Genomic DNA, 25,255 nt, shown 5'->3' on the forward strand with positions numbered 1-25,255 from the left:
TAGGTGGTACGCCCGAAGGGAGTCGAACCCCTAACCCCCAGATCCGAAGTCTGGTGCTCTATCCAATTGAGCTACGAACGCAAGTTATTATCAAATTTTTTTTCAAAAATGATGGGGTGGATGATGGGGCTCGAACCCACGACCCTCAGAGCCACAACCTGATGCTCTAACCAACTGAGCTACATCCACCACGGTAATAACAACACGATAACTCGCTCTCATGGTCGGGGCGAAAGGATTCGAACCTTCGACCCCTTGGTCCCAAACCAAGTGCGCTAACCAGACTGCGCTACGCCCCGACATTTAAGAAGCGCATTATACTTAACAAATAGGTTTTTGTCAAGGCGGTGGAAGATGAGTTAAGAGTTTATTGAAATAATTTTAGAAAATTTCATACGCAAGTGCCAAAAAGCTCTTAAAAATCTTAAAAAAGATGATATGAGAGGATGTTTATTTAAAAACTGATTCTATTTTGTGCAAGATAAAAGGAGATGGATTATGTTTAAGAACTATCAAAAATTTTTATTTTGGAGAAGTAGCTCATCAGAGTTTTTTTTTATTTTGTGTTGTTTTTATTTTTGTAGTCCTATTCTTTTTATCTATGGAAGATTTTTATTGAGCTTTTATTATTTAGTTTTGTATGTTTTTTTGTCTTTAAAAATAAGGAAAGCAAACCATATGTTGGTTATTTTAGATTTTATTTTTATTGATTTTTGAGATAAATCAATAAAAGGTTAAAAGTTTTTATTTCTTATTGAAATTTGCCAAGAGTGTTTTTAATGGCTTTAATGATGCTTGGGTTATTAAAAATCTTTTTTAGGCCTTTATTATTAGTGTATTGGTTGGATTATTATTTTAGGGCTTAGTTGGATAAAAAAATGCAACTCAGTGAGAGTGTCAGCATAATTGAGGACTTTTTTAGTTTTTAGAGTTTTTTGTAAGTTAGAAGATAAGTAATTTTTATCAAACTATCCTGATTTAAAAGATTGTGTGATTTTATCTTTTGTGTAAGACAAAATAAAGGAGTGGTTAAAACTGATAGGTAAAAATATTTTAAATTTGATTTATTTCAAGCCATTTGGATTTCTAGCTGAAGTTTGTTTCCTTTTTAGTTCTAATTTTAGACTTGAAATATAAAGAGGGTTTTTGATAAAAAATCTTGGCTGACAATAATATTTTTTTGTAATTTTTCAAATAAAAGCATATTTAATTTTATAAAAATTTTTTGATAGTTTTTGTGTCTCTTCATAGCAAGGAAGTATAAGGAAAAATAGAGAAACAAAGGCATAGTGATAGGTGATTAGTGATTGAAATTTTTGATATTGTTAGCATTAAAGATGCGAATTTAATTGATTAATGAAGCATCAATCTAGGGTTAATTTTATAAGAAAGAGGATGGCAGGTGTCCATAAATAAGACTTTAATTTAAAATAAGCCTTGATTCTTTATTTGGCTATAAAAGAAATTTTATAGCCTTTTGATAGGAGATTAGACAAGGAGCGTTGAAAAGAAACTAGCAATATGAAAGCTAATATAAGCAAGCAGATATGCCACAATCGTAGTAAAAGCAAATAATCCAATCACAAATTTTATACCCCCAGTTTCTCTTCCAAAGGTGATGGTAGCAGCAAAACAAGGCATATAAAATACGATAAATGTCAAAAATGCGATTGCAGTTGGCATGGAGATTGAATTTCTAATCGCAGTTTGTAAATCTTCTGAAGATTCATCTTGAGAATCTCCTAAAGAATATAATACGCCAAGAGTGGATACAACTACCTCTTTTGCAGCAAAACCAGTGACTAAAGAAACAGAAAGTCTCCAATCAAAGTTCATTGGGGAAAAAATAGGTTTTAAAAATACGCCTATTTTTCCAGAATAACTTTGCTGTAATAAGATCTCATCCCTTTCATTTTCAAGATCTAAAATCATTTTTTCTTTTTCTTCTTGCGGAATCTGTGAAATTTCTACTTGGTGGATTGATTGTTGGTATTCGGATTGGACTTGCGGATTTTTAGGGTATTGGGAGGCAAACCAAATCAGTATTGCCCCAAGCAGTATAAAGGTTCCAGCTTTTTTAAGATACATCACCACTTTCATCCAAATACTAAACCATACAACCTTATAGCTTGGCAGTCTGTATTTTGGCATTTCCATGACAAAAGGTTCATTATTTCCAGAGAAGATAGTAAGTTTTAGGAATTTTGCTAAAAATAGGGCCATGATTGCACCAAAAATATAAACACCAAATAACACAAGGCCAGCATATTTATTTGGAAAAAATGCTCCAATAAATAAGACATAGATAGGTAGTCTTGCGCTACAACTCATAAAGCCAATTAAAAATAGCGTGATCATTCTTTCGTTTTTGTTTTGAAGAGTTCTTGTTGCCATATATGCTGGAACACTACACCCAAATCCTGTTACAAGAGGAATAAAGCTTTTGCCATGAAGTCCAAACTTATGAAAGATACCATCTAATAAAAAAGCCACTCTTGCCATATATCCAGTTCCTTCTAGTAAGGAGATACCAAGATATAAAATCATAATGAGTGGTAGAAAAGAAATAACCGATCCAACTCCGCCAATGATTCCATCGCCAATCAAAGAAGCGATATCTGCATTTGGGATTGCTGTTTTAATCCAACTTCCAGCAACTGCCATAGACCCTTCTAAAAAATCTTTTAAAGCGCCACCAACAAAAAAAGTGAGCTCAAATAAAACAAACATAAAAAATAGAAAAATAGGAATACCAAGATATTTATTTAAAAAGATAGAATCTAGCTTTTTTGTATGTAAAAACTGCTTGTTTTCATATTTTATACACTCCTTGCTTGCCCCTCTTGCAAAAGAAATAGCATCGTGCTTAAAGATATTAGAAGTATTCTTTTCTTGAGTGAGCTTATAGAGTTTGGAGAGAGATTTTTGTACCTCTGTATTAATTTCAAAATTAGAGGGTTTGTCGTGTAAAAAGGCATAAATATTTTTATCTTGAGAAAGAAGCAAGATAGCAATATCTCTAAAGCTATAATTGGGATTTTCTTCTTGTATGAATTGCTGTATTTCTGGATACTGTCTTTGGTGCATAAAATCTTGAATATGGCGAATTTCTTGTTCAATCACATCGCTATAAAATCTTTTTGCTGGAGTAAAGGACTGGTGGAAAACCTCTAAGATCTTATCTAATAAATGATGGTTTTGATTTGTGATTGCGGTGGTAGGAATGCAATTTACACCAAGGATTTCAGAGAGCAGTTGATGATTAATTTGTATGGATTCTTTTTGTGCTTCATCAAACATATTTAGTGCAATAATAGTTTTTTTCTGTAAGGCCAAAACTTCTGCACTCAGCACAAGATTACGCTCTAAATTTGTAGAATCTACAACATTTAAGATGATGTCATAATCTTGAGAATGTAAAAAATCCTTTGTGATTTTTTCTTCTAGTGTATAGTCATTAAGTCCATAAGTACCAGGAAGGTCAATAATAACAAACTGAGTATCTTTATAGATTAAAGAAGCTTGTGCCTTTTCTACTGTGACACCTGTAAAGTTTCCAACTTTTAGATGTGCACCACTTAAGTTATTGATCAGAGAGGTTTTTCCTACATTTGGTTGGCCCACCAAGGCAATTTTAATTTTTTGCATAAACATTCCCATATTTTTTAGATTTTTAGAGAGCTAGATTATAACTAAGTAATACTAATTCTTACTTTCACTAGTTTTAAGCCAAGTAAAAAATTTTATTTTCTCTAATTTCTGCTTGTTTTTTTGAGATTAAATCACTAATAGTTTTTTTAAAAAGCTTCTTACTCATTTTAAAGGTTTCTTGAATGTCTTGAGGACTTGAATCGTAGTTAAAGTTTAAAACTTTGTTCTTTTTAAGGACTGAGATTAGATGCTTTGTAGAATCTAAATAATCAAGTTTAAGATCTAATTTTCCATCTTTGCGAACCTTTTTAATTAAAACATCAATGGGCTCTAGCATTTGAACTGGAGCTTTTAGCTCTTGCTGATATAAGATTCCATAATACTGATTATCTACAACACAGCCAATGCCAAGAGGGGTTTTTTCAAAACCAAAAGCGGGCAGTTTTAAATATTTTTTTCTAAAATTATAAAAAGGTTTTAAAAAATTTTTTACTCCAAGCTTTGCAATTAATCTTTTTTGTTTATCAAGAGTGATAAATACACATACTTTTTGATTTATAACAAAGAGACTTGGATTTTTAGTTGGCATAAAAATATCTTTATCAATCCCAAGATCAAGAAAGCAACCTAGCTTATCAATACTTTTTATTTTTAAAATAGCAATTTGATTGCATTGGGCTAGTGGAGTTTGTGTGGTTGCAACAATTCTATCCTCAGAATCTGTATGAATAAAAACTTTTATCAAATCCCCAATTTTTAGATGAGGTGATAAAAATTTTTTGGGCAACAAAACTTCATTTTGATGCTCATCAACTAAATAAGCACCAAAACTGCTAAAGCGTTTAATATAAAGAGAATTAATAAGCCCTATTTCCATTAGTTATTTATACTCATAGATAAAAGGAACGCCTCTAATAAGCCCAGAATCTGCTATCTTTTTTGTGATATTTTGAACTTTTTTGATCTCTTTTTGATTTGCCTCTTTTGGTTCAAAAGTATTGGCATAAACTTGCTGTAAAAGATCAACTTTTTGTTTTGTATTTTTTAGCTCCTTGATTTTCTCTAAAATATTTGCAGCCTTTTTTTGAGAATCTTGTCCCATATAAGCTACTAAAACCATATAAACATTACTTTCCTTTAATTTTTCATCAATACGGCGTAACTCATCTTGGCAATGTGGGCACATAGGATCAGAAACAATATAGGTAATTTTTTTATTATTTTTTGTTGAGGAATCTAATTTGATTACATAATCATCAGGTATGGATTCTAAAAGTTTGTTAATCGCTGCAGAATTTGCCTGCTTGTCATTTTGCATTTGGATTTTTGATAAAAGACCCTCGATTAATTTTACATCTTCATTGTTTTGGCTGAAAAATATATTTGTGAGTGCAGAGAGCATATTTCCATCTTTGTTGGTTAAAACAGGAATTTGTGTCTTAGAAGTCATATCTTCTAGGATAACTACTTTAAGGTTTGGGTCTAATTTTAGATCATAAACCTCTTTAATGCTTATATCTTGTTGAGTTTTCTCTTTAATAAGTTTTACTAGATTATTTTGCATATTTGCCTGTATGAAGCAAAAAACCAAAGGAAAAATAAGTAGAATCTTTTTCATTATAAAGCTCCCTATTTGTAATATTGAAGCTAGAATTCTACATCAATAAGACAAATCTAAATCAAACAATATAAAGGATGAAAATGATTATTATCCCTGCAAGACTTGCTTCTACAAGATTTCCTCAAAAGATGCTTGCTGATATTTTTGGAAAACCTCTTGTTATAACAACAGCGCTAAATGCTTCAAAAATGGATGATGTGGTTGTGGCATGCGATGATGAAATAATTTTATCTTTGTGTAAAAAATTTAAAATTCAAGCAGTTTTGACAAGTAAGAGTCATACAAGTGGGACAGATCGTTGTGCAGAGGCTTGTAGGATTTTGGGTTTATCTCCCAATGAGATAGTTTTAAATATTCAAGGAGATGAACCATTTTTAGAACAAGAGGTAATTTTTACACTACAAAAAGTTGTTAAAACAAGTAGTTTTATGGCAAGTTTGGCAAAAAATATAGATTTGCAAGAAGCTCAAGATAGCAATCTTGTGAAAGTAGTTTTAAATCAAAATAATGAGGCAATTTATTTTTCAAGATCTCCCATACCTTTTAATCGGGATAGCCAAGATGAGGTTTCTTATCTTGGGCATTTGGGATTATATGGATTTTATAATTGGAGCTTGCAAGAGTTTTGTAAATTAGAAAAAACAAAAATAGAAGAAATAGAAAAACTTGAACAATTAAGGGCGATCTATCATCAAAAAAGCATTAAAATGGCAGTGGTGCAAACAAAGAGCATAGGCATTGATACTCCCAAAGACTTGGAGTTAGCGTTGCAAAAATCTATGCTATAATCTCAAGCTTATTTCTTGGGGGTTTGTGCCTTGTGAAGAATTCTAATGTGATTGGCTATCTTATTTCTTGTGTTGTTTTTGTTGGCTTCTTTTTTGGATGTGCTAAGAATTTTGAGCCCCATACCATTAGCTATTCAGATTTAAAAGAGATTGCTTATGAGGGAGCAAAGAGTTTTTTAGAAGAATATCAAGCAGATGATAAGAAGATTCTTGTAATCTCTGATTTTTCTAATCTTACGGATCAAGATATTGATGTAGAGCTTTTAAGTCGGGTTTTAGCTAGAGAGATTCGAAAAAATAAGAATATTAACCTTACAAACACCATCAGTGGTAATGCTATAAAAGTCGATGAGATGGTTTATGATGCAAGAGAATTAAGAAACGATAAAGAATTTGATTTAAAAACCTTAACAAAAGAAGGCAAGTTGATTGCCCCTGATTTTTCTTTAAGTGGCAAGATTACCCAAAAAGCTACACCTATTGGCAAAGATTTGGCAAAAATAGATTATGTTTTTTTACTCACACTCACAGACATAAGAACAGGGCTAGTAATTTGGGATAAGGATATCATTATCTCAAAAATGGTTCAACCCTCTGAAGTAGTAGTCCTTAAACCTCAAGAGATGCAAGTTCAAACAAAAGAAGAAAATAATAATAAATCAATGATTCAACCCAAGATTCCAACTCAGCAGGAAAAAAAATTTAAAAAAGACACTTTCTTTTTAGGAATGGATGGTGGTGTGAGTTTTAATCGAAATTCAGATGTGGATATTGAGGATAGATTTCCTTATGCCTTTAGAGTTAGGGGAGGGTATATTCATCGATGGAAGCCAGATCTTTCATTATCTTTGCAAGTGATTTATGAAGCATTAAAAATGCAAGAGAGAATTTCTAAAAGATTTAATCATAGAGGCAGGGATGATGATGGAGATGATGGAGATTATCGAGATAAAATTCATCATCAGTTTGGACTAGGGGCAATGTTACAGTATAAAGTTTTATATCTTGGTGGAGGGGTATTGTATGATTTTAATAAAGCAGTGTTGCCCAGTCAAAATATTCACCCCTATTTAGAGAGCGGAATAGTGGTAATGAAAGAGAAGGTGGGGATAAATCTGGGGGTACGGTATGCATTTTCTATTAATAATCCATCTTATGATAAATTTGGGTTAGGAGCATTTTTAGGACTTATTTTTATATTTTAATAACCTCTTTTATTCTTAATAATTGCTATCGCACAGTTTTATCTAAATTTTTAGAATCTAAAAAATATTCTTTTAACCTCTAATTTTTTACATCGTTTAAAAATGGTTAATTTTATTTAAACATTATGATAACTATTATCATAATTAAATTAAAGGTTATCAGAACAATGAAAAGAGTATTTATATCTTGCATTTTTGTAGAGTTGTTGTTGGCGGAAGATTTGAAACAATACAATATTAATCAGGTTGTCACTTCTGCTTCTGGATTTAATCAGGCATTAAAAGATGCACCCGCTTCTATCTCTGTAGTCTCTGGAGAAGAGCTTAAAGACAAGCCTGTGAGAGATTTAGGTGAAGCTGTATCTTTGATTTCAGGTGTTAGTATTGATCAAGAAGTTGGAAAAACCGGTGCTTATAGTATTTCAATTCGCGGAATGCCATCAGATTATACACTTATTCTAATAGATGGAAAAAGACAGAATACAACAAATGTGGGGTTCCAAAATGAGTCTCTTACAAGCTTTATGCCCCCAATTTCTGCAATTGAGCGTATTGAAGTCATTCGTGGCCCTGCATCTACTCTTTATGGTAGTGATGCCATTGGTGGGATTGTAAATATTATTACTAAAAAACAATTGGATAAGTGGGGTGGTAGCCTTATGATAGATACTGTATTACAGGAGAAAAAAACCTTTGGGAATCTTTATGGTATAAGTCTTTGGGCAGGAGGTCCTTTGGATGCAAATAAGAAATGGACTTTATCATTAAGATTAAGGGAACAATATCGAGCAAAGGTTCCAACTAGCGCATTAAAAGTTCTTGGGACAGATGCTGTTATATCTCCAAGAAATGTGGTTGGTTTAAGTCAAAGTAATAATTCCAATCTTGGCTTTCGTGTCGGTTATAATTTAGATAGAGAGAATTATTTATACTTTGATTTTGATCATGGGTTGCAGTGGTATGATAATTCTCAAAATTTATTGGGGGTTGTAAGTCCAAGGGGAGGATATGCTAAAAATTTATTTTTCTCAAGAAATAATCTTATCCTAGCACATCAAGGAACATATGAAAAGGCTAGCACTGATACAAGCATTCAATACAATTCAACCTTAAGTCGCGGTAGGCTTGTTCCAGAAAAATCTGTAAGTGCAGGTAGCCCTTTAATAGGTCAAGATAGAGGGCTTCTTGGACAGGATGTGATTTTGGATCACAAGACTGTTTTTGGGATTGGTGATTTTAGTAATATGACTTTGGGGGGTAGATATTGGTTTGCTTCAGTTTATGACAAAATTATTCCAAATTATTTTGTATATCAGCATAATGTAAGTTTGTTTGCAGAGAATGAAACAAGAATGTTTGATAGTCTAAACCTTACGCTAGGATTTAGACAAAATTATAACTCCGCATTTGGTTTTAATGCTTCTCCAAGGATTTATCTTGTATATGATGCTTTAAAAAATCCAAAATTTGGAAATTTGATTCTTAAGGGTGGGATTTCTACTGGCTATAAAACACCAAGAATTCCTCAACTTGTTGCAGGTGTGAATGGCTTAACAGCACAAGGCACAGTACAAACTTATGGAAATCCAGATTTAAGACCAGAAACCTCTATTAATTATGAGGTGGGAATGTTTTATGAAACAAGCCTCATTGAGCTATCTTCAACATTATTTTATATAGATTTCAAGGATAAGATTCAAACAGCAAGTGTTGCAAATGGAATGCAAGTTCCTGTGACAGGAGGAGGAATTTGTGTTGCAGCAAATGGAAAAAGTTGCACCTATGATATTAATGCAGATACAGCAAGATCTTATGGATTAGAAAGCTTTTTTGGTTTTAAACCTTATGATATTGGTTATGGAAATATTGGATTTAATCTTTCTTATACCTTTAATAAAACAGAACAAACTTCAGGAGTGGCAAAAGGATTGCCTCTTACAAGAATCCCAGAACATTCACTCAATGGGGCAATTAACTATACAATACAAAATTTTGGATTCTATTTAAGAGGAGAGTTTAAAGCAAAACAACTAAGAACACAGATTGCTACCAAAGGAGGCACAGGTGTGGGAAGCCTAGGAGAATTAGAAAATTTTCGAAGGAATAATCCTGGGTTAAGTGAATATTACAAGCCTTATTTCTTACTGCATTTAGGTGGCAATTATAGAATTAATAAGAATTTAAAATTGCACTTTGGAATTTATAATCTTTTAGATCAAAACTTTGTAGATTATGTCTCTGTAACAAGTGGAAATTCGACTTATTATTTAAATAATTACAATTATGTTAGAGAAGGGAGGAGGTATTATCTTTCTTTAAATATGGATTTTTAAATCATAATGATATAATTGGCCTTTTTAAAATAAGGTTTTGTGATGTATTATGCTTATGATAATTTTTTAAATGATTTAAAAGTTTTAAAAAAACAAATAGAACAATCAATAGGAATACCAGATGCCCTTGTATGTATTGCAAGGGGTGGTATGACATTAACACATATGCTAAGTCTTGCTTGGAATATTAGGTCGGTTTATAGTTTAAATGCAATCTCTTATAATGATCACAAGGTGCAAAGCTCTTTAATATTAGAAAACATGCCTAATATTAAACAAGAGCATAAAAATGTTTTGGTTCTTGATGAAATTGTTGATAGTGGTGAAAGTTTAGATGTAGTATTGCAGAAATTAAGAAGTGAGTTTGTTGGGACAAAATTTTCATCAGCTGTGATTTTTCAAAAAAATAATGCAAAGATTAAAGCAGACTTTTTTATAAGAGAACCTGCAGAATGGGTTGATTTTTTCTGGGAAGTTGATTTGCTTAAAAGTGAGAAAGATGAAAAATAAAACTTTGCATTTAATCTCACTTGGATGTACCAAAAATCTAGTAGATTCAGAGGTAATGTTAGGGAAACTAGCAAGTTATGAGATTATTCAAGATTATAAACAAGCAGATGTCATAATTATAAACACCTGCGGCTTTATTCAATCTGCCAAAGAAGAGAGCATATCAATGATTTTGCAAGTTGCACAAGATAAAAAGAAAGATGCATTGATTGTTGCAAGTGGATGCCTTACTCAAAGATATCAAGAGGAGCTAAGAAAATTAATTCCAGAGATTGATATCATCACAGGTGTTGGAGACTATGATAAGATTGATTTAATGATAGAGCAAAAAAGAGGAATTGTCTCAGAGGATGTTTTTTTAATAAATGAAGAAAAAGAGAGGATAATTACAGGCTCAAATATCCATGCTTATATTAAAATTTCAGAGGGTTGTAATCAATCTTGTAGTTTTTGTTCTATTCCAAGTTTCAAAGGAAAATTAAAAAGTAGAAGTATAGAATCTATTTTGAAGGAAATAAAAAATTTATGTGAAAAGGGGTATAGAGATTTCACTTTTGTGGCACAGGATTCCAGTTCTTTTTTAAGAGATAAAAATCAAAATAATGGATTGATTGATTTAATTAAAGCAGTAGATAAGCAGAATCTAGCAAGAAGTGCAAGAATTTTATATCTTTATCCCTCAACAACTACTTTAGAATTAATTGCTACAATACAGCAATCTAAAATTTTTCAAAATTATTTTGATATGCCTATACAACATATTTCTCAAGCAATGCTTTCGCGTATGAAAAGAGGGATTAACCAACAAAAACATAAAGATCTATTAAAAGCAATGAGAGATGTTGAAGGAAGCTTTGTTAGAAGTACAATTATTGTAGGACATCCTCAAGAAAGTCAAGAAGAGTTTTTAGAACTCTGTGATTTTTTAGAAGATTTTGTTTTTGATCGCATTAATATTTTTGCTTTTTCTTCTGAGGAAGGAACATTGGCGCACAATATGGATGGCAAGATTCCAACTAGGGTTATCAATAAAAGAATCAATCAGATTAATAAGGTTATTAAAAAACAACAAGAGCAATTACTGCAAGAAATGGTTGGAAAAACATATGTTGCAATTTTGGAAGGAAAGAGCGAGATTAGTGAGTTTTTTTATAGCGCAAGATTGCTTAACTGGGCACCAGATGTTGATGGTAGTATTCTTATTAATGACAGCGATTTGGATGATTTAGTATTGGCAAGTGGTTATTATGAGATAGAAATTAGTGAAATCAAAGATGATTTGATTTTTGCTAAAGTATTAAAAAAGCTTGATTGATTTTGGTGTTTTAGAATCTAAAAAGAACTTATTGGGTTTTTCTGCTGGAGTGGATTCAACAGCCCTTTTTTTTATGCTTTTAGAAGCTGGGGTTGATTTTGATCTTGCAATGGTAGATTATAAAGTGAGGGAACAATCACAAGATGAAGTTTTGTATGCAAAACAATTAGCTCAAAAATATCAAAAAAAACTTTTTTTGCATCAAGCCCCTAAAATTAAGAAAAATTTTGAAAATCAAGCCCGCATTATCCGCTATAAATTTTTTGATGAAGTGATTAAAAGCAATGGTTATGAAAATTTAATTCTTGCACATCATTTTAACGATAGATTAGAGTGGTTTTTAATGCAATTTTTTAAGGGATGTGGATTAAACACCCTGCTTGGGTTTAATGAAATTGAAGAACGCAAAAATTATAAGATAGTGCGTCCTTTGATTAATACATCAAGAGATGAGATATTGGATTTTGTAAAAAAATATCATTTTTTTGAAGATTTAAGTAATCAGGATACTAAATTTTTAAGAAATAAGATTAGAAAAGCTTATGCAACTCCAATGATAAAAGAAAATAAGCAGGGTATTTTAAGGAGTTTTGAATACCTTTTGCAAGAAAAAAATATCCTTTATCCAAAGGAGGATATTTTTAGCATTGGACATATTTTTTATTTTAAAAAATCCTCCTTGATAAATAATCTCTCAATTATTGATAAGTTATTAAAGAGACTTGGTTATGTTTGGAGCAAAGAGCAAAGAAAAGAGGTTCAAAAACAAGATTTTAGCATTTGTTTAGGATCTAATTTTCTTATAGATTCTAATCAAAATTATATTTTTGTTGCAAAGATTAGATATCCACATATCATACTAAATAAGGATTTTAAAAATTGGGCTAGAAAGGCATTTGTGCCACAAAAAATAAGAAAGGAATTTTTTGGATTATTGCAGGAGAAAAAAATTATCTTAAAAGATTTGTATTTTAATTTTTGATTTTTGTTCTCTAAAATTAAAAATGAGACTATAATTCTAGCGTTGTAAAAGTATATTAGTTAAGGAGATAGAGTGATGCAAGAAGAAAACAGACCTATGGAATATGATTATTCTATAGCAAAACTATTTTTGTATGCTATGTTGGTGTTTGGTTTTATTGGAATGCTAATTGGCGTGATCTTAGCTCTTCAACTTGCTTTTCCTAGTCTAAACTATATAGCAGGAGAATATAGCATTTTTGGAAGACTTAGACCTTTGCATACCAATGGAGTAATCTATGGCTTTACTTTGAGTGGTATTTGGGCTGCTTGGTATTATTTAGGACAACGTGTTTTAAAGATTACCTATCATCAGCATCCATTCTTGAAGTTCATTGGATTGTTGCATTTTTGGGTTTATGTTGTTTTATTGCTTTTAGCAGTAGCCAGTCTTTTTTTAGGTTTAACACAATCCAAAGAATATGCAGAGCTAATTTGGCCACTAGATTTGCTTGTCGTGCTGGTTTGGGTTTTGTGGGGTATCAGCCTATTTGGTAGTATGGGGGTTAGGAGAGAGCAAACGATTTATATTTCATTATGGTATTTTATAGCTACCTTTACAGCAATTGCAGTTTTATATATTTTTAATAATCTTGCTGTTCCTACTTATCTTGTAGCAGGTGTAGGAAGTCTTTGGCATTCTATTTCAATGTATGCTGGAACCAATGATGCAATGATTCAATGGTGGTGGGGTCATAATGCTGTGGCATTTGTATTTACTTCAGGTATTATTGGGATGATTTATTATTTTTTACCAAAAGAATCTGGACAACCAGTTTTTTCTTATAAGCTTACTTTATTTTCTTTTTGGAGTTTAATGTTTGTTTATATTTGGGCAGGAGGTCACCATCTTATTTATTCTACAGTTCCTGATTGGATTCAAACACTCTCTTCTGTTTTCTCTGTAATCTTGATTTTACCTTCTTGGGGAACCGCGATTAATATGTTATTGACTATGAGAGGGCAGTGGCATCAACTCAGAGAATCTCCACTGATTAAGTTTTTAGTTCTTGCATCCACATTCTATATGCTTGCAACTCTTGAGGGACCTATTCAATCTATTAAGTCAGTGAATGCATTAGCGCACTTTACAGATTGGATTATTGGGCATGTTCATGATGGAGTATTGGGATGGGTAGGATTTAGTATTATTGCTGCAACTTACCATATGACTTCAAGAATCTTTAAAAAAGAAATCTATTCTAAGAAGAATATTGAAATACAGTTCTGGATTTTAACAATTGGCATAATCCTTTATTTCTCAAGTATGTGGGTTGCGGGTATTACGCAAGGTATGATGTGGAGAGATGTGGATGAGTATGGAAATCTTGCATATCAATTTATAGATACAGTGAGTGTGTTGCATCCATACTATGTGATTAGAAGTGTTGGTGGATTGCTTTATCTTACAGGATTTGTAATGTTTGTTTATAACATTATAATGACAATTACTGCATCAAAGAAATTAGAGCGTGAGCCAGACTATGCTACGCCTATGGCTGTTTAAGGAGGAACTAAATGTTTAGCTTTTTAGAAAAAAATCCATTCTTTTTTACAGTAGCATTTTTAGCTGTTTTTTCGGTTGCAGGTATCGTGGAGGTTTTGCCAGATTTTACAAAATCTGCACGACCAATTGAGGGGCTAAAACCTTATTCTGTTTTAGAAACTGCAGGAAGACAGGTTTATATTAAAGAGGGATGCTATAACTGTCATTCTCAACTTATCCGAGCATTTCCATCTGAAGTTGATAGATATGGTGCTTATAGCTTAAGTGGTGAATATGCTTATGATAGACCTTTCTTATGGGGTTCAAAGAGAACAGGTCCAGATTTACATCGTGTTGGCGATAGTAGGAGTACGGATTGGCATGATAATCATATGTGGGAACCAAAGGATATAGTACCTAATTCTATTATGCCTGCCTATAAACATTTGTATGTGAAGAATAGTGATTTTGAGACAGCCTATGCTGAAGCTTTTACACAAAAGAAAGTTTTTAATGTGCCTTATGATGTTGAGGGTGGAGTAAAGCTTGGTGATATAAATGAGGCAAGAGAGCTTTTTATGAAAGAAGCAGAAGAAGTTGTTGCTGATATGAAGAATCAAGAAGTTAAAGAGGCCTTTAAAAGAGGTGAAGTCAAAGAAATTGTTGCTTTAATTGCTTATTTGAATTATCTTGGACAAAAAAGGATATCAAAGTAATAAGGTGTTGAGTTATGTATGATCTAAGTTTTATACAGGGGATTGCTTATTTTGTAATTACAATTTTACTTGTGATATTTCTCTATAGTTATATTTTTAGCATTTACAGAAGAGAAAAAATGGGTAAGCAAGACTATGAGCGCTATGCAAATCTTGCTTTGAAAGATAACTTAACTGATGAATTAGTAGAGGAAAGAAAGAAGTAAAGGAGTAAATATGGGATGGCTTGATGATAAAGTTAATTTAATAGCTTTAATTGGTGCAGTTGCAATTTTATTTTTAACGATGTTTTTTACATCCTATTATATTAGGAAAATGCGAGACAGCAAAGCAGAAGGTAAGCTCAAGGAGCACGGATGGGATGGTATTGCAGAGTTTGCAAATGATATTCCTATAGGATGGGTTGTTGGGTTTATTGTAATCATTATTTGGGGGTTGTGGTATGTATTTTTAGGCTATCCACTTAATTCTTACTCTCAACTTGGGGAGTATAATTTAGATAGACAGGAATATAATCAAAAATTTGAAGATAAGTGGAAAAACCTTTCACAAGATGATATGGTAAAAATGGGTCAGAGCATTTTTTTGGTGAAGTGCTCACAGTGCCATGGAGTAAATGCCGAAGGAATTAGTGGAAGAGCTCAAAATCTTACTAGGTGGGGTAAATATCAAGGTATTGAGGATACAATTCATCACGGTAGTAGTGGTTTAGAATATCTTGCAGGAGAAATGCCAGCAGTTGATATGAATCCAGAAGATGCTAAGATTGTTTCTCAATATGTAATGTCAGCAATTTCTGATTTGCATATGAAATTTGATGGTTTGGATATCAAAAAAGGAAAAGAGCTTTGGGATAGCGCTTCTTGTTCTTCTTGTCATGGTGAAGATGGAAAAGGATTAGATGGTTTAGCAGTAGATCTTACAAAATATGGAACTACAGAGTTTTTGAAAGAAATATTGGCAAAAGGAAAAAAAGGACATATCGGTAAAATGCCATCTTTTGATTATGCAAAATTTAGCGATATACAAATTAAAGCATTAAATGCTTATATAAATTCTTTGCAGCCACTTGATGAGTAAAAAGGAGATTTAAATGAATAGATTATTTGGATTAAATGGATTGCTTGGACTTTTGATTGCAGTAGCTTTGGTTATAGGAATTGTGATTGTTCTTGGATATATTGGAGTGAATATTCAACAAAGAGAGGCTAATAATTATTATAGCCTTGATATTGGTGCTATTGAGATGAAAGATGCTAAAAATTCTCAGCATTACAAATTAACCAAGGAGTAAGGATGAAATTTACAAAAATAGAAATCATCTTAGCGTGTCTAATTGTTCTTATGATAGTTGGTTCTTTAATTATTCCATTGATTTCAAATCTTTTATTTGTGGTGTAATTTTTGATGCTTTTTTTTAAAAGGTTGGTCTTAGTTTTTTGTATACCTCTTTTTATATTTGGGGATGATTTTGTTATTGGGGATAGGGAGTTGATTAATCAAAAAACCTTTGACCTGATTAACAAAATTGGGGGAGAACTTTTTCAAAAGACAAAGATTTCTACCTATGTTTTACTACAAAATGAGAGCTTTTCTAGGGAAGAAAGACGACAATATTTGAAACAAGTTTCTCAAAATCTTCATTCCCCATTTGCTCTTATCTATTTTTTTAAGCAAGATAAAAAGATAAATTTTTTGTTTACACAGGACTTGGAGGATCTAGTAGATGCTGATGAAATCTATAAAGATTATATTGTTCCTTTTTTGCCTGTAAAAAAATCTGACATCTTGGATCAAAGTAGGATTTCTACGATTGTTTTAAATGGATATATTCATCTAGTGGATACTTTAGCAGATATAAAGGGTGTAAAAATATCTAGTAATATTGTAGATAAACAGGGAGAGGCACTTGCAAAGGTAGCAACAATTGCAATAAAAGTTATGTTGTTTATTCTATTGGCTTTTATTGTATGGTTTTATATAATTAGGAGAAAGCGTTGAAAAAGACTTTCTGGCCGTTTGGGATTTTGCTTATCATATTATTTGGTATTTGTCTTTTGGTAGCTTTGGTATATATTTCTTTAATCCAACCTAATTTAAATGATAATTCTTATATGCAAAAGTATCGAGATGTTGATAAAAATATCAATGTTTTACTTGAAGATAGCAAGATATTTTTAGATGCTTATGAAGCTTATCTAAGTGTTGATACTCAGGTGTATGAAAAAGATAAGTTACTGCCTCCTTATCTCATTAGGGCTAAAAAGATTGGTGAAACATCTTTGGATGATAGTCTTGGAATGCAAAATAAGCTTTATTTTTCCCTTGTCCCAAAACAAGATCAAATACAAATAAAAATTCTTCAGTATCAGGTATTTGCAACTCGTTATTATGATAAAGACTATAATAATCGAGCAGATTTACTAATTCAAGCATCACAACTCCAATCTTTTGATTTTAATCCAACAAAACAGGGACGCTATAAGATAATAGTGGAGATTACCTTTTTATACAACCAAAGAGAATCTAAGGTTTTTTTACAGAGGGATTTTATTGTTAAAAACTAATGCATTTATTATTCCAGAGCTTCTTTTGGCTATATCTCTTATTTTCTTTTGTCTTTATTTATTCTCTAATTTTTCTAAGCAATATAACATCTCATTAAAATATATTAATCATCTTCAAAATATTACTAAGGCACAAGTTGCATTGATTAAAAAGCAAGATGTTTTAGAGATCCCAATACAATTGCAAACAAAAAATCTTATCTGTGAGGCAATACTTATAAAAAATCATCCAAATTCAAGCGTGATTTTTCAGAGCTATGAAGTACAAGAATGTAGATGAGGGCTTTTATACTTTTAGAATTTATTTTTGGAATCTTGATTTTAGGAATTATAAGTATAGTTTGTGCAAAATTGCTTTTACAGCTTAAGCAAAAAGAAATCTTTACACAAAATTTTACTCAACAAAATATACAAATACAAAATACATTGTTACAAATTACTAATATTTTAGCAGAGGCACAAGATATACAGATAAAAGATAATGGCTTATTTTTTCTTCAGGATAATTTAAAGCATCAAATTCTAATGAAAGGGCAAAGGGTATTATTTGATGAAGTAATCTTATTGGATTTTGTAGAAGAGTTTTTAGTCAAGATATTTCAAACAAATCTTTTGCTTAAAATTTGTATGAGTAAAATCTGTCTAGAAAAAGTAATTCTGCAGTATGGAGATTAAATATGAAGGCTTATGGAATGGTATATGCCTTATTGCTTTTATTGGCAGTGACCTTTTCAAGCCAAATTGTTTTAAAGTATTTTGGAGCAAGTCTTGATGTTGGGAGTAATTTTTATGGGAGTTTGCAGAATGAAATTTATATGAAAAATGTTTATGAAATTGCTAAAAAATGTTTAGAAAAATATGATTTTAATTTGTGTTGGGAAGATGAGATGGTATTTGATCATTTTAGTGCAAGTTATAGACTTTTTGAACAAGAGGATTCTTATAAAATAGAGATTGTCCTATTGCATAAAAATCCTAGAAATTTACATATAATAAGAAGTTTTACAAATAAAATAATAAAGAAACAAGATGCAAGATTTATTAACCCAGTGTAATGACTTTCTAAAAGATGGGGTTAGCGACATCTATATCCACACAAATCAAAATTTGATATATAAGCTACAAGGAAAGCTGTTAGAGGGGCAATTTATCAGCAAGGAAACAATTGAGAATTTTATACAAACTCATCTTTCTTGTTTTCAAAAAGAAGCTTTTTATCAAGGAAAAGAGCAGGACCTTGGTATCAAACATAAGCAATATTTTATTAGGATGCACCTATTTTTATCACAAAACAATCCCGCATTGATTTTGCGCTTACTCCCCCAAAAAATTATTGATGTTTTACATTATCAGGAGTTTTTAGGTTTTAAGAATCTCTTAGATCAAAAAGGTCTAATTCTAATTACTGGAGCTACAGGGAGTGGAAAAACAACAACTGCAAATGCATTGCTTCATTATATCAATACTAATTTTTCTAGACATATAGTTTGTGTTGAAGATCCAATAGAATTTATGCACAATAATCAAAAAAGTTGTTTTACTTATAGAGAAGTAGGAAAGGATACAGAAAGTTTTCAGAGTGGAATTATTAGTGCAATGAGACAAGATCCAGATGTAATTTTTGTAGGAGAATTAAGAGAGAAAGAAGCAATTCTTTCTGCCCTCCTTGCTTCTAAGACAGGGCATCTTGTGATTGCTACAATTCATGGTAAGGACAGCACAAGCGCATTGATGAGGTTTTTAAATACTAGTAATGAGAAATCAGATGAGATTGCAGAGAGTTTATTGGCTATCGTTGCTCAGCAAAAACTAGAAAATCAAAAATTTATTTTTGAAGTATTATTAGCCAATCATGCAGTTAAAACTTTAATAAAAGAGCAAAAATTTCATCAAATCCAAAATCAAATTTTTTTATCTCAAGTAGATGGTATGGTAAGCTTTCAAAAAAGTTTGGAATTGTCTAATAAGAGGGAGTTGTAGTGTCAAAAAATCTTATTTTTGTTATTTTTTTAGCTTCATATTTTATTTCTCTGTGTTGCATCTTTCTTGCTAAAAGGGCACAAATTGGAGTGGATTCTATTCATAGTAATTCACCTCAAAAAATGCATTTGAAGAATACCTCAAGAATAGGCGGTCTGAGTATTTTTATTACTTTTGTGTTGGGTTATTTTATATTTTTTTATCAAGAGGATATTATCTTTACAATTATTGGTCTTTGTTTTGTTTTTATGGGGGGATTTCTTGAAGATTTGAAGGGGACTATGAAACCTATCAAACGCCTTTTGATTCAAAGTGTTGGAGTTATGGTAATGCTTCTTGATAATCTTGGGATCATTTATAATCTTGAACCTTTAATTGTATTGCCTTGGACTATGGCTATTGTTTTTAGTATTTTTGGCATTGTTGGAGTTTGTAATGCGTTAAATATTATTGATGGTTTAAATGGTTTGGCAAGTGGTGTTGCTATGATTGTTTTGGGTGCTATTGCATTTGTAAGCAGGGATATTAATGGTTTTGTTTTTATATTTTGTATTTTAGCAATTGCAGGAACTCTTGGATTTTTTATTCTAAATTTCCCTTTTGGTAGGATTTTTTTGGGAGATGGAGGGGCATATTTTTTGGGCGCATTAATTGGAATTTTATTGGCTATATTGAGTAATAATGGGATTAGTGCTTGGTTTGGTTTGAGTGTGATGATTTATCCAGTATGGGAAGTTTTGTATTCAATTTTTCGAAGAAAATTAGATGGAAAAAAAGCAATGCAACCAGATAGCTTGCATTTACACTCTTTGGTGTTTAAAATTTTGAAAAATAATGCATTGAGTGGATTTGTTATTCTTTTTGGGTATGGAATCTATGTTATTTGTGTATTAAGTCTTGCAAAGACTGCAAATGATTTTATTATTGCTTCTTTATGCTTTATTTTGTTTTATAGCATCATATATAAAAGCTTAAGATTGTATTTATCAAAAAGGTGATATGAGTAATAGGCTAAAACTGTAAGATAGTTTATTTTTTTGTTTGTTAGAACTCTATGATGTGAGCACTGATACACAAATAAACACTTTCTAAGATTACTAAAAGATTGTTGGCAACCTATGCCTTGGTTTCTCTTGAATTGCAACTGGGGAATGGGTTGCAAACTATAGCATTTCTCTTCTCAAAAGTTTTAAGATAGTGTGAATAAGAGCTTATAAAATGGTGAGTATGGATGATTTTAGATTCATCTAAAAAAGAACCAGTGTTGCTTTCTCAAGCTTTTTTACAAGTGTGGTGATGGTTAGGTTGATGGGGTATTAATGAAGTTATAGAAGAATATTTAATAGACTTGGGTAATCCAAGTCTATTATGCAGGAATTAAATATTCTTTTGTTGGATTTTGCTTCTTATTAGAGATTCTTATGAGCGCTCTACTTTAGAATCTATAAGCATAACTAACATTAAAGCTATAAAAGTAATCAAGCTTTGTTTCTATACTCATATTTTTTTTCCCTTCTCCTCTAGTATCAAAGAAGGAGTTATTGTTCTTTGATTTTCCAAAGACTTTATTAAAACTAAAGCCCCAGCTGATTTGATGCTTATCAAAAAAATAATAAAAACCAACTTTTGGATAAAGTAGAGAATAAGATATATTTTTATTGGAGAATTGCTTAAAAAAAGAATTGTATATTTGAGGAAAGACTGGTGAATATTCTTCCATATTGGGAATCTTAATGAGTGAGTTGATTGCATAAACAAAACTATAGCCACCCCCAACATTGAATCCAAAAGCGTGCTTATTTTTTTCAAAAATATTGAATAAAAGGTTGGTTTCTACCCCAAAAGTTAGGGGAATGTAGTCTGTAATAAGAGTTATTTTACTATCACCCTCTGCTACTATATTGGCTGGGTAAAGGATATTTGCATTATTTTTTCTAAGCATGTGAAGATATCCTGCTCCAAAAATCCCCTTGATATCAAAACCTACTTTCTGAGATTCTCCAAAAAAATGCTGATAGCCAAAAAAGATTTTTCCATCAAATTGGATTGGCTTAAAATCAAAGAGTGAGATTGTAAAATCAGAACCTGGAGTTGCTAGAATCATCTCTCTTGTAGAGCCATTTCCTTTTCCAAACCCACCACTTAGCTCAAATCCCAAAATATAACCATTTTTAGAATATTGATCTGGTTTTGATTGTGCATATATTTGAGAGATTGGTATAGAAATTAGTAAGAGGATTATTAAAATATTTTTTTTCATTTAGTGCCTTTTATTTTTCATCTTAGCATAAATATCAAGAAATTATAAAACTAAATTTTTGATAAGAATTAATAAAAAACCAAAAATGGATATTTATTTTTGGTTTTTTGTATAGAATATAGGATTGTTTTTTTAAGATAGGAGCTAATAAATGAAGAAATTTTTATTCTTTTTTGGTTCATTGTTGTTTCTTTTTGCACGAAACCAAGAACCTTACTTAATTACAAAGGAGAGCAAAGGGGATTTTAATGCGGTTTTGGAGAGGGCAATTAGAGTGTTAGATTCTAATCCTAATATCAAAATTTTTACTATTATTGATCACGCAAAAGCTGCAATAGAGCGAGATAAGGTGATGCAACCTTCTGTGGTGATTGTTTTTGGAAATCCAACAGTTGGCACGGATTTTATGAATAAGTATCCAAAATTTGCAATTCAGTTGCCTCTAAAAATGTTAATTTCTCAAGAAAAAGATAAGGTTTTTGTATCTTGCATCAATCCTATTTGGATGGCACAAGATCAAAAGATACCAATAGATGAGGATTTTATACAAAACACCAAAAAGTTTCTTAAATCTTTAATTCAAGAAATTACATTAGAGCAGTAATTAGGAATTTTAGATCGTTTTTTAAGAAAGTAGAATTTTTAAATCTTGGTTAAAAAATCTTAGGAGTCTCCTAAGATTTTTTATATGAAGAGTCAGATTTGCGAAGTCAGGTTATTTTTGATCCTAAATAAACCTTCTAAAAGATTTTTGTCTAATCTCTCACCAAAGTATGTTCTAAAACTTCCTTAATATCGCTTACACTAACAATTTCTAGATCTTCTTGAACTTCAGTTGGTATATCCTCAAGATCCCTTTCATAATTTTTTTGGGGAATTAGTACTTTTTGCATCCCCGCTTTATGAGCAGCAATTAATTTTTCTTTTAATCCACCAATAGGTAAAACATTTCCTGTAAGTGTAAGTTCACCAGTCATTGCAACTTTTGAACAAATTTTTGTATTGGTTAAAATTGAGGCAATGACACTAGCCATTGCAATACCTGCACTTGGCCCATCCTTTGGAGTAGCTCCCTCTGGAACATGAAGATGAATATCATAAAGATTATAAATCTGTTCTTGATTTTTTTCTTTCTTTTTCTCTTTTTTGGTATTGAAAAATTTCTCATCAATTAAAACCTTGATAACAGAAAAAGCAATATGCGCAGATTCTTTCATTACTTCGCCTAAACTTCCTGTAAGTTTTAATCCACCTTTACCCTTGATTTTAATTGCTTCAATTTTTAATACATCTCCACCCACACTTGTCCAAGCAAGTCCATTAACAACACCAACTTTATTTTCACTATCACTTTTTTCAATTTCAAATACAATTTTATCAAGGTAATTAGATAGGTTATTTGGAGAGATGAAAACTTTTTTAACTTCGCCTTTTAGTATTTCTTTTGCAGATTTTCTTGCAAGAGTTGCTATTTGCCTACGCAGATTTCTTACCCCAGCTTCTCTAGTATATTTTTCTATCATTAATGTGATAACTTCATCACTAATTTGTACCTCATTAGTCTTTAATCCATGTTTTTTGAGTTCTTGAGGAATTAAATATTTTTTTGCAATCTGCTCCTTTTCTTGAGGAGTGTAACTTGAAACTTCAATGAATTCCATTCTATCTCTAAGGGGTGCTGGAATATTTGAAATATCATTTGCTGTTGCAATGAAAACAACTTGGGAGAGATCAATATTAAAATTTGCATAATAATCCCTAAAGTTTGTATTTTGTTCAGGGTCTAGAATTTCAAGCAGAGCGCTTGTAGGATCGCCTCGCATACTACGCCCAACTTTATCAATTTCATCAAGCACTACTACAGGATTCATTTCCTTTGCCTCAATCAATCCTTGAACAATTCTTCCAGGCATGGCTCCCAAATAAGTGCGTCTATGTCCTCTAAGTTCATTAACATCTTCTAGTCCCCCCAAGGCAATTCTTACAAGAGGTCTTCCAATAGCCTTAGCAATGGAGTTTGCAAGACTTGTTTTACCTACACCTGGAGGTCCAAAAAAGCAAAGGATAGTGCCAATATTTTTATTTTCTTTTTGTTCTCTTTTGGCTAAGAGTTCTTTAACCGCAAAGAATTCCACGATTCTCTCTTTTGGCTTGAGAAGAGAAAAATGATCTTGATTGAGTTGTTTTTCTACATTAGCAATGACTAATTTCTTCTTTGCAAATTTACCAAAGGGAATCTCAAGCATCCATTCAATATAGCTTTGTATTACATTGGCCTCAGAACTTTCCTGATGCATCTTGCTAAGTCGATCAATTTGTTTTTTAATCTCCTTGTAGCAATCTTCATAAACAAAGGCTTTGATGGATTCTAACTTTTTCTTGTAATTTTCAATTTCCTCATCTCTTTGTTTATCTAATCCCAGTTCTTTTTGAATCTGCTTAAGCTGTTCTCGTAAAAAATACTCTTTATTGGTTTGCTCCATCTTTGTATGGACCTTGTTTTTTATTTCTTTTTGTAGTTTTTGAGTTTGTGTTTCTTCAATCACAAAATCTATTAACATCAAGAGTCTTTTTTCTGTGTCATCACTTGCAAAAAGAAGATAAGACTGATCTTTTTTGAGTCTTAGGACAGATGCAATTAGATCCACAATGCGATTGGGCTCTTCATTTTCATCAATGGTTTTGAGGATATCTGGAGGAAAAAACTGACTGATATTTGCAAGATGACGTACTTTTTCTCTTAATACCGCCATGATTGCAGAAATTTTTTCTTGATCAAAATCTTTATAAATAATTACATCCACAGTTCCTTCTAAGGGATCTTTATTTTCTAAAGAAAGTATTCTTCCTTTTGCAATCCCTTGGAATAGTATTTTTACTTTTCCATCAGGAAGATTTACTTTTCTCATAATGCTTCCAATTACACCTACATCATAAAACCCATGAATATCTTTATTGGGTTGCTTGTTGTTCTTTGCACAACCTACAAAAATCAACTCCTTGTTTTCAATAGCTTTGTTTATGGCCTTAATATTTGCGCTATCACTGATAAAAATAGGTGCAATCATAAAAGGATACATAAATCCTTCTTCTTCTATGATAATAGGAATGGTTGCTGGAAAATTTTTTTGATTAACAAGTTGCATTTTTACTCCTACCAATTAAAGATTTTTACATACCAAGGGACATGAGATGGAGTTGGTTTTGCCTCTGTTTCTAGCGTGGAATCAACACGATTGAGATAAAGCTCTTTAGCATCTTGTTTCTTTTGCTTAGAATACACATTTGCTATTGCTTTATTAAGTTCATTTTGTCCAAGAATAAGTCTCATTTGGATTGTTTTTGCCAACTCATAGTAGCGACTTTTTGGGAATTTAATAAGAAAATCTTCGGTTTCTGATATCGAGTTTTCTAAAAATTCTTGGTCCTTGCTGTAATTTATAAAGGCAAGATAGTGTGTTTTAACCTTTAAAAAAGCGATATAGTCCAATATATCCTGTGTTCCATATCTCTTTAGATATTCATCAAAGTAATAATCTGCTAATATAAATTCTTTTGCATAAATATGGGCTTGACCAAGTATAAGCATTGCATCAGGAAGTAGGGGAGAATTAATATGCTCACTTTGCAAAGAAGAGAAAAAATTATCTGCATTTTCTAAACTTCCTACCTTTATCTCTTTCAATATCTCTTGATACCAGTAAGAGGCAGGCTTATTAAATTCACCCTTGTCTTTGGAGGAACAGCCAAAAAAGAGCATAAAGGTAACAAAAAAAGTGCTATAAAACAAAGCGATTTTCAAG

25 protein-coding genes and 3 tRNA genes are annotated in these 25,255 nt (G+C 31.5%); 19 read left to right on the top strand and 9 right to left on the bottom strand.

Going from position 1 to position 25,255, the window contains the following annotated elements:
- Positions 1-4: 4 nt before the first annotated feature.
- From C6H31_RS01765 to C6H31_RS01795, 6 genes are all read right to left on the bottom strand, one after another.
- Positions 5-81, bottom strand: a tRNA-Arg gene (locus tag C6H31_RS01765).
- Between the two features lie 31 nt (positions 82-112).
- Positions 113-189 (bottom strand) — tRNA-His (locus C6H31_RS01770).
- Positions 190-221: 32 nt separating this feature from the next.
- A tRNA-Pro gene (locus tag C6H31_RS01775) sits at positions 222-299 on the bottom strand.
- Between the two features lie 1,189 nt (positions 300-1,488).
- Entirely contained in the window at positions 1,489-3,648 is a 2,160-nt protein-coding gene (gene feoB, locus C6H31_RS01785; RefSeq protein WP_104697091.1) for a ferrous iron transport protein B, read from the bottom strand.
- Between the two features lie 76 nt (positions 3,649-3,724).
- Entirely contained in the window at positions 3,725-4,528 is an 804-nt protein-coding gene (locus tag C6H31_RS01790; protein WP_104697092.1) for a S1-like domain-containing RNA-binding protein, read from the bottom strand.
- A 3-nt stretch (positions 4,529-4,531) separates the two neighbouring features.
- Entirely contained in the window at positions 4,532-5,269 is a 738-nt protein-coding gene (locus C6H31_RS01795) for a disulfide isomerase (protein ID WP_104697093.1), read from the bottom strand.
- Positions 5,270-5,352: 83 nt separating this feature from the next.
- Between C6H31_RS01795 and kdsB the strand changes: the two genes are divergently transcribed.
- From kdsB to C6H31_RS01885, 18 genes are all read left to right on the top strand, one after another.
- Complete coding sequence (kdsB, locus tag C6H31_RS01800) at positions 5,353-6,060, top strand: 3-deoxy-manno-octulosonate cytidylyltransferase (protein WP_104697094.1); 708 nt, start codon at positions 5,353-5,355, stop codon at positions 6,058-6,060.
- 32 nt (positions 6,061-6,092) lie between these two features.
- Positions 6,093-7,265, top strand: coding sequence for a hypothetical protein (locus C6H31_RS01805; protein WP_158654735.1), 1,173 nt, complete (start codon positions 6,093-6,095; stop codon positions 7,263-7,265).
- A gap of 167 nt (positions 7,266-7,432) precedes the next feature.
- On the top strand, positions 7,433-9,598 hold the full coding sequence (locus C6H31_RS01810; protein ID WP_104697096.1) for a TonB-dependent receptor domain-containing protein: 2,166 nt from the start codon (positions 7,433-7,435) through the stop codon (positions 9,596-9,598).
- A gap of 42 nt (positions 9,599-9,640) precedes the next feature.
- The gene (locus C6H31_RS01815) at positions 9,641-10,108 is read left to right on the top strand and encodes a phosphoribosyltransferase (protein ID WP_104697097.1); all 468 of its coding nucleotides are present in this window, start codon (positions 9,641-9,643) and stop codon (positions 10,106-10,108) included.
- Positions 10,089-11,423: a 30S ribosomal protein S12 methylthiotransferase RimO gene (gene rimO, locus C6H31_RS01820; RefSeq protein WP_104697368.1), complete on the top strand. Its 1,335-nt coding sequence runs from the start codon at positions 10,089-10,091 to the stop codon at positions 11,421-11,423. The genes C6H31_RS01815 and rimO overlap by 20 nt, the downstream gene beginning before the upstream one ends.
- Entirely contained in the window at positions 11,416-12,405 is a 990-nt protein-coding gene (gene tilS / locus C6H31_RS01825; RefSeq protein ID WP_104697098.1) for a tRNA lysidine(34) synthetase TilS, read from the top strand. The genes rimO and tilS overlap by 8 nt, the downstream gene beginning before the upstream one ends.
- Positions 12,406-12,480: 75 nt before the next feature.
- Positions 12,481-13,950 (top strand): cytochrome-c oxidase, cbb3-type subunit I, encoded by a 1,470-nt coding sequence (gene ccoN, locus C6H31_RS01830; RefSeq protein ID WP_104697369.1) that lies wholly within the window; start codon positions 12,481-12,483, stop codon positions 13,948-13,950.
- Positions 13,951-13,961: 11 nt separating this feature from the next.
- Positions 13,962-14,645, top strand: a complete 684-nt coding sequence (gene ccoO / locus C6H31_RS01835) for a cytochrome-c oxidase, cbb3-type subunit II (RefSeq protein ID WP_104697099.1) — start codon at positions 13,962-13,964, stop codon at positions 14,643-14,645.
- 14 nt (positions 14,646-14,659) lie between these two features.
- On the top strand, positions 14,660-14,851 hold the full coding sequence (locus C6H31_RS01840; protein WP_104697100.1) for a cytochrome c oxidase, cbb3-type, CcoQ subunit: 192 nt from the start codon (positions 14,660-14,662) through the stop codon (positions 14,849-14,851).
- A 10-nt stretch (positions 14,852-14,861) separates the two neighbouring features.
- Complete coding sequence (gene ccoP, locus C6H31_RS01845; RefSeq protein ID WP_104697101.1) at positions 14,862-15,725, top strand: cytochrome-c oxidase, cbb3-type subunit III; 864 nt, start codon at positions 14,862-14,864, stop codon at positions 15,723-15,725.
- Between the two features lie 13 nt (positions 15,726-15,738).
- The gene (locus tag C6H31_RS01850) at positions 15,739-15,939 is read left to right on the top strand and encodes a DUF4006 family protein (RefSeq protein WP_104697102.1); all 201 of its coding nucleotides are present in this window, start codon (positions 15,739-15,741) and stop codon (positions 15,937-15,939) included.
- A gap of 113 nt (positions 15,940-16,052) precedes the next feature.
- Positions 16,053-16,646, top strand: coding sequence for a hypothetical protein (locus C6H31_RS01855; RefSeq protein WP_104697103.1), 594 nt, complete (start codon positions 16,053-16,055; stop codon positions 16,644-16,646).
- Positions 16,643-17,212 carry a hypothetical protein gene (locus C6H31_RS01860; RefSeq protein WP_104697104.1) on the top strand — a complete coding sequence of 190 codons (570 nt, stop codon included), beginning with the start codon at positions 16,643-16,645 and terminating at the stop codon, positions 17,210-17,212. The genes C6H31_RS01855 and C6H31_RS01860 overlap by 4 nt, the downstream gene beginning before the upstream one ends.
- Positions 17,199-17,492: a hypothetical protein gene (locus C6H31_RS01865; RefSeq protein WP_104697105.1), complete on the top strand. Its 294-nt coding sequence runs from the start codon at positions 17,199-17,201 to the stop codon at positions 17,490-17,492. The genes C6H31_RS01860 and C6H31_RS01865 overlap by 14 nt, the downstream gene beginning before the upstream one ends.
- The gene (locus tag C6H31_RS01870) at positions 17,489-17,887 is read left to right on the top strand and encodes a hypothetical protein (protein WP_104697106.1); all 399 of its coding nucleotides are present in this window, start codon (positions 17,489-17,491) and stop codon (positions 17,885-17,887) included. The genes C6H31_RS01865 and C6H31_RS01870 overlap by 4 nt, the downstream gene beginning before the upstream one ends.
- A gap of 2 nt (positions 17,888-17,889) precedes the next feature.
- Positions 17,890-18,267 (top strand): hypothetical protein, encoded by a 378-nt coding sequence (locus tag C6H31_RS01875; protein WP_104697107.1) that lies wholly within the window; start codon positions 17,890-17,892, stop codon positions 18,265-18,267.
- The gene (locus tag C6H31_RS01880) at positions 18,242-19,192 is read left to right on the top strand and encodes a type IV pilus twitching motility protein PilT (protein ID WP_104697108.1); all 951 of its coding nucleotides are present in this window, start codon (positions 18,242-18,244) and stop codon (positions 19,190-19,192) included. Before C6H31_RS01875 ends, C6H31_RS01880 begins: the two co-directional genes overlap by 26 nt.
- The gene (locus tag C6H31_RS01885) at positions 19,192-20,190 is read left to right on the top strand and encodes a glycosyltransferase family 4 protein (protein ID WP_104697109.1); all 999 of its coding nucleotides are present in this window, start codon (positions 19,192-19,194) and stop codon (positions 20,188-20,190) included. The genes C6H31_RS01880 and C6H31_RS01885 overlap by 1 nt, the downstream gene beginning before the upstream one ends.
- Positions 20,191-20,627: 437 nt before the next feature.
- Here the strand turns inward: C6H31_RS01885 and C6H31_RS01890 are convergent, their stop codons facing one another.
- A complete protein-coding gene (locus C6H31_RS01890; protein ID WP_104697110.1) occupies positions 20,628-21,452 on the bottom strand; it encodes an outer membrane beta-barrel protein in 825 nt (274 codons plus the stop codon).
- Between the two features lie 151 nt (positions 21,453-21,603).
- Here C6H31_RS01890 and C6H31_RS01895 point away from each other — a divergent pair, with 151 nt between their 5' ends.
- A complete protein-coding gene (locus C6H31_RS01895) occupies positions 21,604-22,056 on the top strand; it encodes a DUF302 domain-containing protein (protein WP_104697111.1) in 453 nt (150 codons plus the stop codon).
- 151 nt (positions 22,057-22,207) lie between these two features.
- Here the strand turns inward: C6H31_RS01895 and lon are convergent, their stop codons facing one another.
- Positions 22,208-24,598 (bottom strand): endopeptidase La, encoded by a 2,391-nt coding sequence (lon, locus tag C6H31_RS01900; RefSeq protein ID WP_104697112.1) that lies wholly within the window; start codon positions 24,596-24,598, stop codon positions 22,208-22,210.
- A gap of 8 nt (positions 24,599-24,606) precedes the next feature.
- Positions 24,607-25,212 carry an outer membrane protein assembly factor BamD gene (locus C6H31_RS01905; RefSeq protein ID WP_233709955.1) on the bottom strand — a complete coding sequence of 202 codons (606 nt, stop codon included), beginning with the start codon at positions 25,210-25,212 and terminating at the stop codon, positions 24,607-24,609.
- Positions 25,213-25,255 lie beyond the last annotated feature (43 nt).

Origin of the sequence: Helicobacter sp. 'house sparrow 1' (genome assembly GCF_900199585.1) — a bacterium.
Taxonomy (GTDB): Bacteria; Campylobacterota; Campylobacteria; order Campylobacterales; family Helicobacteraceae; genus Helicobacter_H.